The 12,885-nt window shown below is 67.3% G+C and carries 13 protein-coding genes; 6 read left to right on the plus strand and 7 right to left on the minus strand.

Annotated features, from left to right (window positions below):
- Positions 1 to 37: 37 nt before the first annotated feature.
- Positions 38 to 1,276 (minus strand): aminopeptidase P family protein, encoded by a 1,239-nt coding sequence (locus CK944_RS14700; RefSeq protein WP_103173822.1) that lies wholly within the window; start codon positions 1,274 to 1,276, stop codon positions 38 to 40.
- A 108-nt stretch (positions 1,277 to 1,384) separates the two neighbouring features.
- Here CK944_RS14700 and CK944_RS14705 point away from each other — a divergent pair, with 108 nt between their 5' ends.
- Positions 1,385 to 2,293: a LysR family transcriptional regulator gene (locus CK944_RS14705; protein ID WP_103173823.1), complete on the plus strand. Its 909-nt coding sequence runs from the start codon at positions 1,385 to 1,387 to the stop codon at positions 2,291 to 2,293.
- A gap of 73 nt (positions 2,294 to 2,366) precedes the next feature.
- Here the strand turns inward: CK944_RS14705 and CK944_RS14710 are convergent, their stop codons facing one another.
- The 6 genes from CK944_RS14710 to denD form a co-directional block, all read right to left on the minus strand.
- The gene (locus CK944_RS14710) at positions 2,367 to 2,555 is read right to left on the minus strand and encodes a hypothetical protein (protein ID WP_103173824.1); all 189 of its coding nucleotides are present in this window, start codon (positions 2,553 to 2,555) and stop codon (positions 2,367 to 2,369) included.
- Positions 2,556 to 2,627: 72 nt separating this feature from the next.
- On the minus strand, positions 2,628 to 2,990 hold the full coding sequence (locus CK944_RS14715; RefSeq protein WP_103173825.1) for a hypothetical protein: 363 nt from the start codon (positions 2,988 to 2,990) through the stop codon (positions 2,628 to 2,630).
- Positions 2,987 to 3,754, minus strand: coding sequence for an SDR family oxidoreductase (locus tag CK944_RS14720; protein ID WP_103173846.1), 768 nt, complete (start codon positions 3,752 to 3,754; stop codon positions 2,987 to 2,989). Before CK944_RS14720 ends, CK944_RS14715 begins: the two co-directional genes overlap by 4 nt.
- Positions 3,755 to 3,800: 46 nt before the next feature.
- Complete coding sequence (locus CK944_RS14725) at positions 3,801 to 5,579, minus strand: IlvD/Edd family dehydratase (RefSeq protein WP_103173826.1); 1,779 nt, start codon at positions 5,577 to 5,579, stop codon at positions 3,801 to 3,803.
- Positions 5,576 to 6,469 carry an NAD(P)-dependent oxidoreductase gene (locus tag CK944_RS14730; protein WP_103173827.1) on the minus strand — a complete coding sequence of 298 codons (894 nt, stop codon included), beginning with the start codon at positions 6,467 to 6,469 and terminating at the stop codon, positions 5,576 to 5,578. The genes CK944_RS14725 and CK944_RS14730 overlap by 4 nt, the downstream gene beginning before the upstream one ends.
- Entirely contained in the window at positions 6,466 to 7,449 is a 984-nt protein-coding gene (denD, locus tag CK944_RS14735) for a D-erythronate dehydrogenase (RefSeq protein WP_103173828.1), read from the minus strand. Before denD ends, CK944_RS14730 begins: the two co-directional genes overlap by 4 nt.
- A gap of 99 nt (positions 7,450 to 7,548) precedes the next feature.
- On the opposite strand from denD, the gene CK944_RS14740 reads away from it, so the two are divergent.
- The 5 genes from CK944_RS14740 (at position 7,549) to CK944_RS14760 (ending at position 12,881) form a co-directional block, all read left to right on the plus strand.
- The gene (locus CK944_RS14740; protein ID WP_239986081.1) at positions 7,549 to 9,012 is read left to right on the plus strand and encodes an FAD-binding oxidoreductase; all 1,464 of its coding nucleotides are present in this window, start codon (positions 7,549 to 7,551) and stop codon (positions 9,010 to 9,012) included.
- A 34-nt stretch (positions 9,013 to 9,046) separates the two neighbouring features.
- Positions 9,047 to 9,763 carry a FadR/GntR family transcriptional regulator gene (locus tag CK944_RS14745; protein ID WP_103173829.1) on the plus strand — a complete coding sequence of 239 codons (717 nt, stop codon included), beginning with the start codon at positions 9,047 to 9,049 and terminating at the stop codon, positions 9,761 to 9,763.
- 139 nt (positions 9,764 to 9,902) lie between these two features.
- A complete protein-coding gene (locus CK944_RS14750; RefSeq protein ID WP_103173830.1) occupies positions 9,903 to 11,060 on the plus strand; it encodes a fumarylacetoacetate hydrolase family protein in 1,158 nt (385 codons plus the stop codon).
- A gap of 1 nt (position 11,061) precedes the next feature.
- Entirely contained in the window at positions 11,062 to 11,607 is a 546-nt protein-coding gene (locus tag CK944_RS14755; protein ID WP_103173831.1) for a TRAP transporter small permease, read from the plus strand.
- Complete coding sequence (locus CK944_RS14760) at positions 11,604 to 12,881, plus strand: TRAP transporter large permease (RefSeq protein ID WP_103173832.1); 1,278 nt, start codon at positions 11,604 to 11,606, stop codon at positions 12,879 to 12,881. The genes CK944_RS14755 and CK944_RS14760 overlap by 4 nt, the downstream gene beginning before the upstream one ends.
- Positions 12,882 to 12,885: the final 4 nt, after the last annotated feature.

Below are 12,885 nucleotides of genomic sequence, written 5' to 3' on the forward strand. Positions count from 1 at the left end.
CGAAACCGGCGGGGTCTGCGCCCCGCCGGTCGTTGTCTCAGGCGGCCTTGGCCTTGCCCGCCTTCCTGACGATCAGGTGGTCGGGACCATAGGGGAAGCCGGTGATGTTGCGGTTGCCGCCTTCCTCGATCACCAGGATGTCGTGTTCGCGATATCCCCCGGCGCCCGGCCGGCCTTCGGGGATGGTGATCATCGGTTCCATGCTGACGACCATGCCGGGTTCCAGGACCGTGTCGCAATCCTCGCGCAGTTCCAGCCCCGCTTCGCGGCCGTAATAATGCGACAGCACGCCGAAGCTGTGGCCATAGCCGAAGCTGCGGTATTGCAGCAGATCCTGGGCGGCATACATCTCGTTCAGTTCGGCCGCGATGTCGGAACATTTCGCACCGGGCACCAGCAGTTCCTTGCCGCGGTCGTGGACCTGGCAGTTGAAGTCCCACAGGCGGATATGGTCGTCGCTGGCTTCCTCGGCGAACAGGGTGCGTTCAAGCGCGACGTAATAGCCCGCGACCATCGGGAAGCAGTTCAGCGACAGGATGTCGCCGCGTCCGATCCGGCGCGAGGTGACCGGGTTATGGGCGCCGTCCGTGTTGATGCCCGACTGGAACCAGGTCCAGGTGTCCATCAGCTCGCCCTCGGGCCAGGACTTCGCGATCTCTCGCACCATGGTCGCGGTGGAATGCAGCGCCACCTCGTGTTCCGGCACGCCCACGGCCGCGGCCTCGACGCAGGCCGCGCCGCCGATATCGGCGATGCGCGCCATTTCGGTGATATGGGCGATCTCCTCGGCCGACTTGATCATGCGCAGGCGCATGGCGGGGGCGGCGATGTCCACGAACTCGACGCCGGGGAATTCCGCCTTCAGCTGGGCCAGCAGGTCGATGTTGACGTGGTCGAACTCGATCCCGATCCGCCTGGCGCCGCCGATGACCTGGCGGATGGCGTGGAAATAGTTGTCCTTCTGCCAGTCGGTATAGGTCAGGTTCCGCCCCCCGAAGGTGCGCCGCCAGGGCTGGCCGCCGTCGATGCCCGCGCTGATCGACGTGGCGTGGTCATGATCGACGAAGAAGCCATAGCGCCGCCCGAACTGGCAGAACATGAAATCGGCATAATAGTTGATGTTGTGATAGGACGTGAACAATGCCGCGTCGATGGCGTTGCCGGCCATGTGCGCGCGGATCGCATCCAGCCGGCGCTGCATCTCGGCATCCGAGAAGGTGCCCCTTGCCTTGTCCCCGTTGCCGACAAAGTCCTGAAGTCTTTCGCGTTCGCTCATGGCATTCCTCCTTCCATGACATTTCCTGGAGGATGCGAGGAAGGTATGCAGCAGTCAAAGGACCATTTATAAAGCGGTGATTAGGTATTCTCATGTGAAGGCAGACGGATGACCCAACCTCCGCTGAATGCGCTTCGCGCCTTCGAGGCCGTGGCCCGGACGGGAAGCTTTCGCGCGGGGGCCGAGGATCTGTGCGTGACGCAATCGGCGATCAGCCACCAGATCAAGCATCTGGAAGACTGGCTGGGTGTGTCGCTGTTCGACCGCAGCGGGCGGACGCCCCGGCTCTTGCCGCGCGGCATCGCCCTGGCCCGCGATCTCACGACGGCGTTCGACGGGATCGATGCGGCCTGCCGCAGGGCGCGGCCCGCATCCGCGGACGGGGCGGTGGTCGTGGCGGCGATCCCTTCCGTGGCGGTCTGCTGGCTGATCCCCCGGCTGCCGCGGTTCCGGGCCCTGCATCCCGATGTGCAGTTGCGCGTGATCTATGCCCATCATGGCCACGAGATCGACTTCACGGCCACCGACGTGGCGTTCACCTTTGCCGATATCCGCCCCGTGGCCGAGGGGGTCCTGGCCGAACCGTTCCTGTCCGGGCGCAGCGTTCCCGTCGCCAGCCCCGCCCTGGTCGGGACCGATCCCGTCACCCTGTCCGCCGAATGGCTGCTGGGGGTCGGGCTGCTGCACGACAGCGACCTGTCCGGCTGGAAGACATGGCTGGCGCGTTCATCGACGGTGGTCCCCGACCGCCTGCCAGGAGCCATCTTCGAGGATTTCAACCTGCTGCGTGCCGCCGCCTTGGCCGGTCAGGGGGTGGCGCTCTGCTCTCTTGCCATGGTCGGGCCGGACCTGAAGGAAGGGCGGCTGGTGCAACTGTCCGAAAGCTCGGTTCTGGATGAATTCGACTATTACCTGATCCAGTCCAACCTGACGCCCCGCGATGCCGGCAGGCGGCGGGCACGCGAAGCCTTTCTGGCCTGGATAGGACAGGAACAGGCTGGCAGTTCGGTTCCTTAGGACGCGCGCCCGGGCTCAGGGACCGAAAGCGGGGATCGTCATGACCCTGTTTCCTCCGGCCCCTGCCGTCCCCTCATTCCGGCAGGGCAAAGGCGACCGGCTGGTCGGCGACCTGCGGCTTGATGATGGAATTGCCGCCCGCCGTGGCCGGAATGGCCAGCGTCCCTTGCAGGCTGGGCGGCGCATAGCGGCCCTCATAGCGCAGCTCCCCGAACCGTCGCGAGCAATGGCCGAGGGACGCGATGTCGGCCGGGCCGAACACCCCGCCCCAGCCGTCGCCCGTGGTGGGGCGGGAAGCGTGGGCACGGGCTGGGTCGGGGCGGCCCTCTCACCTTCAACGTCTGACGCCGGGACGGGACGATCCTCGATCGGGAAGACCGGCTTGCCGGTCAGGCGGTTCAGGACGAAGGCAAAGCCCATCTTGGTCGGCTGGATCAAGGCGGAGATGGCCCCGCCCTCGCCGGGGATCCACCAGCGTCGGGGCCGAAGCGGTGTCATGGTCCCAGATGTCGTGACGGACCAGTTGGCGCGACCAGACCGTTTCGCCGTCCAGCGCCGTGACCGAGGTCGCAAGCGGGATCTGATCCAGCCGCGTGCCGCCGTGGTAATCCGCACCGGGGCTGGACACGGGCAGATGGACCAGCCCGTTTTCCTCGTCCAGGGACATGGCGGTCCAGACATTGGCGGTGCCCGTCACAGCACCGAGGTCATGCCTCCGTCGGCATAGATGATCTGGCCCGACACATAGCTGGATGCGTCGGATGCCAGGTATATCACCGTGCCAGCCAGCTCCCTGGGCAGGCCCCAGCGGCGCATCGGCGTGCGTCCCTTGACCCAGGCGTCGAAATCGGGGTTTTCCAGCAGGGCCTTGTTCATCTCCGTGACCATGTAGCCGGGACCTATGGCATTGGCCTGGATGCCCTTTTCGCCCCATTCGGCGGCCATGGCCTTGGTCAGCATCACGATGCCGCCCTTGGCCGCCGTATAGGGGGCGATGGTGACGCGGGCCATCTGCGAATTGACCGAGCCGATGTTGATGATCTTGCCCCGACCGCGCGGGGCCATGCGGCGCGCCGCCTCTCGGCCGATGACGAAGGCCGAGGTCAGGTTGATGTCGATCACCCGCCGCCAATCGGCGCTGTCCAGTTCCAGCATGGGGCGGCGGAACTGGATGCCTGCGTTGTTCACCAGGATGTCCACCTCGATCCCCTGGGCGTCCAGGTGCCGGAAGGCCGCGACGATGGCGTCTTCGTCGGCCACGTCGAAGGCAAGCGTCAGCACGTCATGCCCGTTAGCGCGCATGGCGGCGGCCGCGGCTTCCAGCCGGTCGGGGTCCTGGCCGTTCAGGATGACGCGCGCGCCCGCCCCGGCCAGTCCTTCCGCGAAGGCCCGCCCCAGCCCCCGCGAAGAACCGGTGACAAGGGCCGTCCTGCCGGTCAGGTCAAACAGCGAAATGGACATCTTCATCTCTCCTCGGACGGCTGGTCGGACAGGGGCGCGCGCCGCATCAGTGGTTATGGCGGGGCAGGGTCGCGCTGATGCGGCGGAAATCCTCGGCGCCCCGGATGGTCGCGCCGTCTTCAAGCTGCGTCACCGTTTCACGATAGATCCGCTGCCAGGGCGTGGCCGAGGGCGGGACGGGCGGCAGCCCCTCGGCCCTGCGGCGCGCGATCTCGGCATCGTCCACCAGCATGTCGCAGCGGCCGTGGTTCAGGTCGATGCGGATCCGGTCGCCCGTGCGCAGGAAGGCAAGCCCGCCCCCCGCCGCGCTTTCCGGCGAGGCGTTCAGGATCGACGGGCTGTCCGCCGTCCCCGACTGCCGCCCGTCGCCAAGGGTGGGCAGGCTGCGGATGCCCCGCTTCAGCAGGCGGTCGGGCGGCTGCATGTTCACCACCTCGGCCGCGCCGGGCCAGCCAAGCGGCCCTGCACCCCGGATCACCAGGATCGAGTTCTCGTCGATGGGCAGGTCCGGGTCGTTGATCCGGTCGTGATAGTCCGCCGATCCGTCGAAGACGAAGGCCGTGCCCTCGAACACGCCCTCGTGGCCCGGCTGGCACAGGTAGCGGGCGCGGAAATCCTCGGAAATCACGCTGGTCTTCATGATCGCGAAGTCGAACAGGTTGCCCTTCAGCACCAGGAAGCCCGCGCGGTCCATCAGCGGCGCGTCGAAGGGGCGGATCACTTCGCGGTCGGTGGCCTCGCGGCCCACAAGGTTCTCGGCCATGGTCCGGCCGGTGACGGTGGGGCAGTCCCCTTCCAGCAAGCCAGCCCCCATCAGTTCCCACATGATCGCGGGCACCCCGCCCGCGCGGTGGAAGCGTTCGCCCAGATAGGCGCCGGCGGGCTGGACATTGGCCAGCAAGGGCACGTCATAGCCGTGCGTCTGCCAGTCGGACGGATCCAGCGCCACGCCCGCATGCTTGGCCATCGCCATCAGATGCGGCTGGGCGTTGGTGGACCCGCCGATGGCCGAGTTCACGCGGATCGCGTTCAGGAAGGCCCTGCGCGTCAGGATATGCGACGGGCGCAGATCCTCTCGCACCAGTTCCACCGCGCGCAACCCGGTGCGATAGGCGATCTGGCCCCGTTCGCGATAGGCGGCGGGGATCGCCGCGCAGCCGGTCAGCGACATGCCAAGCGCCTCGGCGATGGCATTCATCGTGGAGGCGGTGCCCATCGTGTTGCAATGGCCGATGGACGGCGCGCTGTCCAAGGCGGTCTGCAGGAACTCGTCGCGGCTGATCTCTCCGGCGGCGTATTTGCGGCGCGACTGCCAGATGACGGTGCCCGACCCCGCCAGCTTGCCTTCGTGCCAGCCGTCCAGCATCGGCCCGCCCGACAGCACGATGGCCGGGATGTCCACCGTCGCCGCCGCCATGATCGCGGACGGCGTGGTCTTGTCGCAGCCCGTGGTCAGCACCACTCCGTCGAAGGGATAGCCATAAAGCAGTTCCACCAGGCCCAGATAGGCCAGGTTGCGGTCCAGCGCGGCGGTGGGGCGCTTGCAGTTCTCGAACAGGGGGTGGCTGGGAAACTCGATCGGGATGCCGCCCGCGTCGCGGATGCCGTCGCGCACCCGGCGGGCCAGATCCAGGTGGTGGCGGTTGCAGGGGTTCAGGTCGCTGCCCGACTGGGCGATGCCGATGATGGGGCGGCCCGATCGCAATTCCTCGGGCGTGGTGCCATAGTTCATGAACCGTTCAAGATAAAGCGCGGTCATGTCGGCGTGGTCCGGGTTGTCGAACCAGTCCTGCGAACGCAGGCGGCGGGGCGGGGTGTCAGTCATCGGTCGTCCTTCGCTTCGGGATGCGCGCCATTCATCGCTTCCAGATGAAGCAGCAGCCCGCTGTGGTCTGTGTCGCCATGGCCCGAGGCCACGAAATCGCTGAAGGCCGTCCGCACCGTTTCGGTCAGCGGCAGGGCCAGCCCCGCGCCCGCCGCCAGATCGGCGACGGCGTTCAGGTCCTTCAAATGGAACCGGGAAGACCCGCCCGGCCGGAAGTCCCGCGCGACCATCCGGCCGCCATGCAGGTCCAGGATGCGGCTTTCGGCAAAGCCGCCGCGGATCGCCTCGCGGAATTTGGCGCGGTCGGCCCCGCCGGATGACACTAGCATCATCGCCTCGGCCACGGCGCCGATGGTGATGGCGACGATCTGCTGGTTCGCCAGCTTGCAGACCTGTCCCGCCCCCGCCGGCCCGACATGCGTCAACCGGCCCAGCGGCGCCATGACATCGGCGATGCGGGCGATCACCCCGGCCTCGCCCCCGGCCATCAGCGCAAGCGTGCCGTTCTCGGCCCCCGGAACCCCGCCCGAGACCGGGCAATCGATCGCCGCGATGCCCCTGGCGGCCAGGGCCGCGGCATGGTCGCGGGCCTGTGCGGGCGCGATGGACGAGGTATCGACCAGCACCGCGTCCCCGGACATGGCATCAACGACGCCGCGCGCGAACAGCACATCGGCCACCGCGGCCCCGTCCGCCAGCATGGTGAACACCACCTCGGCGCCGGCCACGGCCTGCGCGGGATCGGCGGCGGGCACGGCGCCCGCCTGGGCCAGCGCCTGCGCCTTTTCGGGACTGCGGTTCCAGACGGCGGCATGGTGGCCCGCCCCCAGCAGGCGCCGCGCCATCGGCGCGCCCATCAGACCGGTCCCCAGGAACGCGATCCGGGTCATAGCGTGCCGCCCAGTTCGTCCTCGACATGGGCGCGAATGATGTCGTCGAAGCTGTCTTCGGACACGAAGCCCAATTCGCGGGCGCGTTTCGCTTCGAAGCCGGGCGCCCAGCCTTCGCACATCCGGGTGATGGCCGGGTCCGGTTCGCGGCGGATCAGCCGGACCGCGTCTTCGCCCGCGATGCGGCGAAGGGCCTCGATCTGGTCGCCCACGGTGGCGCTGACGCCCGGCATCGACAGGTTGCGCCGCGGCCCCACCTTGGACAGGTCCATGCTGGCCGCGTGGATCATGAAGCCCACCGCCGACCGGGGCGAGGTGTGCCAGTGACGGACGCTGTCGGGCACCGGCAGGACGGCCTCTTGCCCGACAAGAGGTTCGCGCAGGATCGAGGAGAAGAAGCCCGAGGCCGCCTTGTTGGGCTTGCCGGGGCGGATGCAGATCGTGGGCAGCCGGATGCCGATCCCGTCGAAGAAGCCGCGGCGCGTGTAGTCGGCCAGCAGCAGTTCCGTGATCGCCTTCTGCGTGCCATAGCTGGTCAGCGGCGTCGCGTGGAAATCGTCGGGGATCGGATAGGGCAGCGGCGCCCCCATCACCGCGATGGACGAGGCGAAGACCACGCGCGGGAAATAGCCGTCGGCGGCATGGGCATGGCGGATCGCCTCGAACAGGTCGCGGGTGGCGTCCAGGTTGATCCGGTAGCCCTTTTCGAAATCGGCCTCGGCCTCGCCCGACACGATGGCTGCGAAATGGAAGATAATATCCGGCCGTCCCTGGATCAGTTCGGCGGCGGTGCCGGGCGCGGAGAGATCCGCGGCAAGCAGCCGGACCTGTCCCGCGAAACCTTCCGGCATGTCGGGCGCGATCACATCGACCAGGGTCATCTCCTTGACCGGGGTTCCGGCGATTTCGCCCATTTGCACAAGCCGTTGCGTCAGCTTGCGGCCCAGCATCCCCGCCGCCCCGATGGTCAGCACATGCATTCGCGCCCTCCCTTTCCAGATCCGGCTGGAAAACCGGACGATTTAGATTAGTATGATTGTCTGATGACCTGCAAACATAAATATCCGTAAGGCACGGCGATGCACGATCAACAGGAACTGCCTGACATGGCGGCCGGGGTTTCCGGTGAAAAAGACCTGCCCCTGGCAGAACGGCTGACCGCGATGCTGGGCCCCGACATGGTGCTGACCGGGGACGCGGTCCTGCCCTATTGCCGCGACTGGCATGGCGATGTGCAAAGCGACGCGGTTGCGGTCCTGCGCCCCCGCGACACCGCCGAGGTGCAGGCCTGCGTCCGCGCGGCCGTGGCCCTGGACCTGCAGATCGTGCCGCAGGGCGGCAATACCGGGCTGGTCCTGGGCGCCCTGCCCGACCAGCCTTTCCGGCAGGTGGTCGTCACGCTTGAGCGCATGTCGCGCATCCGCTGCCTGGACCCCGACAACTTTTCCGCCGTGGTCGAGGCGGGGGCGGTCCTCGAACAGGTCAAGGAGGCCGTGGCGGCAGTGGGCCTGTATTTCCCGCTGACCCTGGGCGCGCAGGGCAGTTGCCAGATCGGCGGCAATGTGTCCACCAATGCGGGCGGGGTGAACGTGCTGCGCTATGGCATGACGCGCGAACTGGTTCTGGGGCTGGAGGTGGTGCTGCCCGACGGCCAGCTGTTCGACGGGCTGTCGCAGCTGCGCAAGGACAACAGCGGCCTCGACCTCAAGCAGCTGTTCATCGGCGCGGAAGGCACGCTGGGCATCGTCACCGCCGTGTCGATCAAGCTGCTGCCCGCCCCCGAAAAGGTCGCCACCGCCCTTGTCGCCCTGTCCCGGCTTGAGGACGCGATCGAGCTTTACCGCCGGGCGCGCCGGGATTGCTGCGACCTGATGTCGGCCTTCGAGTTCATGCCGCCCCTGGCCATCGACCTGGCAAGGGAAGCGATGCCGGATCTGCCGATCCCGCTGGACGCCGCCCATCCCGCCTATGCCCTGATCGAGATCTCGGGGTCGGGCCTGGTCGATATCGACGACCTGATGCACCGCTTTCTGGAATCCGCCTTCGAATCAGGCCTTGCCGTCGATGGGGTGGTGGCCCAGTCGCGGGCGCAGGCCCGCAACCTTTGGGCGATCCGCGAAGGCATGAACCTGGGCCAGGCCCAGCGTGGCCGGCACCTGCGGACCGACGTGTCGGTGCCCCTGTCCCGCCTGGCCGATTTCGTGGCCGAGGCCGAGGCCGCGGTCAGCGCGCGGATGCCGGGCTGCATCTGCGTGTCCTATGGCCATGTGGGCGACGGCAATGTCCACCTGAACGTCCTGCCGGACTTTGCCCAGGGTCCCGCCGGCATCGACGCCCAGATCCTGACGGCAAAGAAGATCGTGAACGAGGTGCTGGACCGATACAACGGCTCGATCAGCGCGGAACATGGCATCGGGCGGCTGAAGAAAGCCGATTTCGACGACCGCCTGCCTGCGGTAAGGCGTCATCTTCTTGCTTTGATCAAGAACGCGTTGGACCCGAAGATGACGATGAATCCCGGCTGCCAGGTCGATCCTTCCTGATCGGGCGCCGGCATACCCCAAAAGGAGTTGGAAGATGAACGGCGACTTTACCCAGATCATGCGTACCGAACACCTGCCGACCCGCATCGCCACCCAGTTTTCGCGGCAGATCCAGAAGGGCGCGCTGAAGCCCGGCGACAAGCTGCCCACGGAACTGGCCATGTCGAAAAGCTTCGGGGTCAGCCGGACCGTCATCCGCGAAGCCATCGCGCAACTGCGCAACGAGGGCATGATCGAGACCCGCCAGGGCGTCGGCGCCTTCGTGATCGAACGCCCGACCCGCCACATCCGTCTGGATGACGGCGGGCAGATGGACAAGCACGCCTTCCGCGACCTGTTCCAGTTGCGCGTCCCGCTGGAGATCGAGGCCGCGGGACTGGCCGCGACCTATCACCGGGCCGAACACCTGCAGCAGATGGACGAGGCCCTGGCCCGCATTACGGCGACCGGCGAAAATGCCAATGACGGCATCGTGGCCGACCTGGATTTCCACCGGACCATCGCGATGGCGACGGGCAACGATTACTTCGTCCAGTTCCTGGGCGCCATTTCCGACCGGATCATGCAGACCATCGTCGCCTCGCGCGAACGGCTGCAACTGGACGAGATCGTGGCGGTGGTGCGGCGCGAACACGGCGAATTGCGCGACGCCATCGCCGCGCGCGATCCGCTGCGCGCACGCGAGGCGATGCGGACGCATATGCGCAATTCGGCCGAACGGGTGGCCCTGCAACTGGAGGTTTATGCCTGAGGCCCGTCCGGCGGTATGGGAAAGTTTCCCGTGGACAACGGGCCGTCATCGCAATTATGGTCCGATCATACGGTTGTCTGACATCGACAACCCTGGTGCTGGAGGGCACCGACGCGAGGGAGGAGAATACGTGGCTTCAATGCAGGCGCTGACGTCAGCCATGCTTTTGCCGGACGATGCGGATCGCGCGATCCTGCTGGGCCGGGTCTGGTCCGACCGACTGGGCGGCCCCTGCCCTGTCCTGCTGCGCGACGGGCGGCTGTTCGACCTGTCAGGCATCTCGGCCACCATGTCCGGCCTTCTGGAACGGCACGACCTGATGGCGGCGGTCGCGACCGATGGCCTGCCCGATCTGGGTGCCCTGGACGATTTCCTGGACGGCACGGCGGGTCGCCTGCTGGCGCCGGTCGATCTGCAGGCCGTCAAGGCCGCGGGCGTCACCTTTGCCGACAGCATGCTGGAACGCGTGATCGAGGAACAGGCCCGCGGCGACAGCGCCCGCGCTCAGGACGTGCGCGCGCGCCTGGCCCCGGTGATCGGCGACAGCCTGCGCGGCGTCCGGGCCGGGTCCGAAAAGGCCGCGCGGGTCAAGGCGCTGCTGCAGGAAATGGGCCTGTGGTCGCAATACCTGGAAGTCGGCATCGGCCCGGACGCCGAGATCTTCACCAAGGCCCAGCCCATGTCGGCGGTCGGCTGCGGCGACAAGGTCGGCATCCATCCCATGTCCGAATGGAACAACCCCGAACCCGAGGTCGTGCTGGTCGTGCGGTCCGACGGCACGATCCTGGGCGCGACGCTTGGCAACGACGTGAACCTGCGCGACGTCGAGGGGCGGTCGGCCCTGCTGCTGGGCAAGGCCAAGGACAACAACGCATCCTGCGCCATCGGCCCCTTCATCCGCCTGTTCGACGACGGTTTCACCCAAGGCGACCTGGACCGGCTGCGCGTGTCCTTGCGGGTCGAGGGCGAGGACGGCTTCGTGATGACCGGCGAAAGCCCGATGGAGGCGATCAGCCGCAGTCCCGCCGACCTGGTCGGCCAGCTTCTGAACCGATCGCACCAGTATCCCGACGGGGCGGTGCTGTTCCTGGGCACCATGTTCGCCCCGGTCAAGGATCGCCGAGGCGCGGGCCAAGGCTTCACCCACGAGGTCGGCGACCGGGTCGAGATCGCGTCCCCCCGCCTTGGCCGGCTGGTCAACTGGGTGGACCGGACCGACCGCTGCCCCCCATGGGACTTCGGCGTCGGCGCGCTGATGCGCAACCTGGTCGGGCGCGGCCTTGGCGAAAGGATCTGACATGGCGCGCGCGGTGCACCTGTTCTTCCGCTTCCTCGACATCCTTCTGGCGCTGTTGCTGGCCGGAATGGCGATCATGGTCTTTGTCAACGTCGTGATGCGCTATGCCATGAACTCGGGCATCGCGGTGTCGGACGAACTGTCGCGCTTCGCCTTTGTCTGGCTGACCTTCATCGGCGCGGTCGTGGCGCATCACCACCACCAGCACATGGGGATGGAGACCCTGGTGGCCCGGTTCGGCCGGCGCGGGCGCACCGTGCTGATGGGCCTGTCGGACCTGCTGATCCTGGGCTGCGCGGGGGTCCTGACCGTGGGCACCTGGAAGCAGCTGCCCATCAACGCCAGCATGAGCGCGCCGGTCACGGGCCTGTCGATGGCCTGGGTCTATGGCATCGGCCTGTTCACCGGCATCGGCATCATCGTCATCACGGCCGAACGGCTGTTCCGACTGCTGACCGGCAGGATCACCGAGGCCGAGGTGGCCGCCTTCGGCGGCGACCATGACGACATCCTGCCGGACGGCAGCACCCGGGGACACATGGAATGACGCTGCTGGTCTTCATCGTTTCGCTGCTGGGGGCCATGGCCATCGGCGCCCCGGTCGCCTTCGCGCTGATCTTCTGCGGCGTCGTGCTGATGTCCTACATGGGCATGTTCAACACCCAGATCATCGCCCAGAACATGCTGATCGGGGCGGACACCTTCACGCTGCTGGCGATCCCGTTCTTCATCCTCGCGGGCGAGCTGATGAACGCGGGCGGCCTGTCCAAGCGCATCATCGACTTTGCCATCACCTGCGTGGGCCATATCCGCGGCGGGCTGGGTTTCGTGGCGATCATCGCGGCGGTCATCATGGCCTCGATTTCGGGGTCGGCCGCCGCGGACACGGCCGCCCTGGCGGCGATCCTGATCCCGATGATGGCGCGCGCGGGTTATAACGTGCCGCGTTCGGCGGGGCTGATCGCGGCGGGGGGCGTCATCGCGCCGGTGATCCCGCCCTCGATGGCCTTCATCATCTTCGGCGTGGCGGCCAACGTCTCGATCTCCAAGCTGTTCATGGCAGGCATCGTGCCGGGCATCCTGATGGGCCTGTCGCTTGCCGTGGCCTGGATCATCGTGGCCGGCAACGACCCCGTGGATACCCTGCCCCGCGCAAGCTGGGCCGACCGGGCGCGCGCCTCGGGTCGGGCGGCCTGGGCGCTGGGGATGCCGGTCATCATCCTGGGCGGCATCAAGCTGGGCGTGGTCACCCCCACCGAGGCCGCCGTGATCGCGGCCTTCTATGCGCTGTTCGTAGGCATGTTCGTGTATCGCGAACTGAGGCTGGCCGACCTGCCCGCCGTGCTGATCTCGGCCGGGCGGACAACGGCTGCGATCATGTTCCTGGTCTGCGCGGCCCTGGTGTCGGCCTGGCTGATCACCGCCGCCAACATCCCCGCCGAGATCACCGGCTATATCGAGCCGCTGATCGAGAATCCGAAGCTGCTGATGCTGGCCATCATGATCCTGATCCTGATCGTCGGCACCGCCCTGGACCTGACGCCCACGATCCTGATCCTGACCCCGGTGCTGATGCCGATCATCACCCAGGCGGGCATCGACCCGATCTATTTCGGCGTCATGTTCATCATGAACTGCTGCATCGGGCTGCTGACGCCGCCGGTCGGCGTCGTGCTGAACGTCGTCAGCGGCGTCGGCCGCGTGCCGCTGGGCAAGGTGATCATCGGCGTCTGGCCGTTCCTGGTCGCGCAGATCCTGGTTCTGCTGCTGCTGGTGGCGTTCCCCAGCATCGTGATCGTTCCGGCAAACTGGTTCCACTGACTGA

The organism is Paracoccus sp. SY (genome assembly GCF_002901215.1).
Lineage (GTDB): Bacteria > Pseudomonadota > Alphaproteobacteria > Rhodobacterales > Rhodobacteraceae > Paracoccus > Paracoccus acridae.

Bases quoted from the DNA above. Each gene is read 5' to 3' on its own strand.
- CK944_RS14750 (WP_103173830.1), top strand. From the start codon at position 9,903: ATGCAGGCGCTGACGTCAGCCATGCTTTTGCCGGACGATGCGGATCGC.
- CK944_RS14730 (WP_103173827.1), bottom strand. From the start codon at position 6,469: ATGACCCGGATCGCGTTCCTGGGGACCGGTCTGATGGGCGCGCCGATG.
- CK944_RS14755 (WP_103173831.1), top strand. From the start codon at position 11,062: ATGGCGCGCGCGGTGCACCTGTTCTTCCGCTTCCTCGACATCCTTCTG.
- CK944_RS14705 (WP_103173823.1), top strand. From the start codon at position 1,385: ATGACCCAACCTCCGCTGAATGCGCTTCGCGCCTTCGAGGCCGTGGCC.
- denD (WP_103173828.1), bottom strand. From the start codon at position 7,449: ATGCATGTGCTGACCATCGGGGCGGCGGGGATGCTGGGCCGCAAGCTG.
- CK944_RS14740 (WP_239986081.1), top strand. From the start codon at position 7,549: ATGCACGATCAACAGGAACTGCCTGACATGGCGGCCGGGGTTTCCGGT.
- CK944_RS14725 (WP_103173826.1), bottom strand. From the start codon at position 5,579: ATGACTGACACCCCGCCCCGCCGCCTGCGTTCGCAGGACTGGTTCGAC.
- CK944_RS14760 (WP_103173832.1), top strand. From the start codon at position 11,604: ATGACGCTGCTGGTCTTCATCGTTTCGCTGCTGGGGGCCATGGCCATC.
- CK944_RS14720 (WP_103173846.1), bottom strand. From the start codon at position 3,754: ATGTCCATTTCGCTGTTTGACCTGACCGGCAGGACGGCCCTTGTCACC.
- CK944_RS14700 (WP_103173822.1), bottom strand. From the start codon at position 1,276: ATGAGCGAACGCGAAAGACTTCAGGACTTTGTCGGCAACGGGGACAAG.
- CK944_RS14745 (WP_103173829.1), top strand. From the start codon at position 9,047: ATGAACGGCGACTTTACCCAGATCATGCGTACCGAACACCTGCCGACC.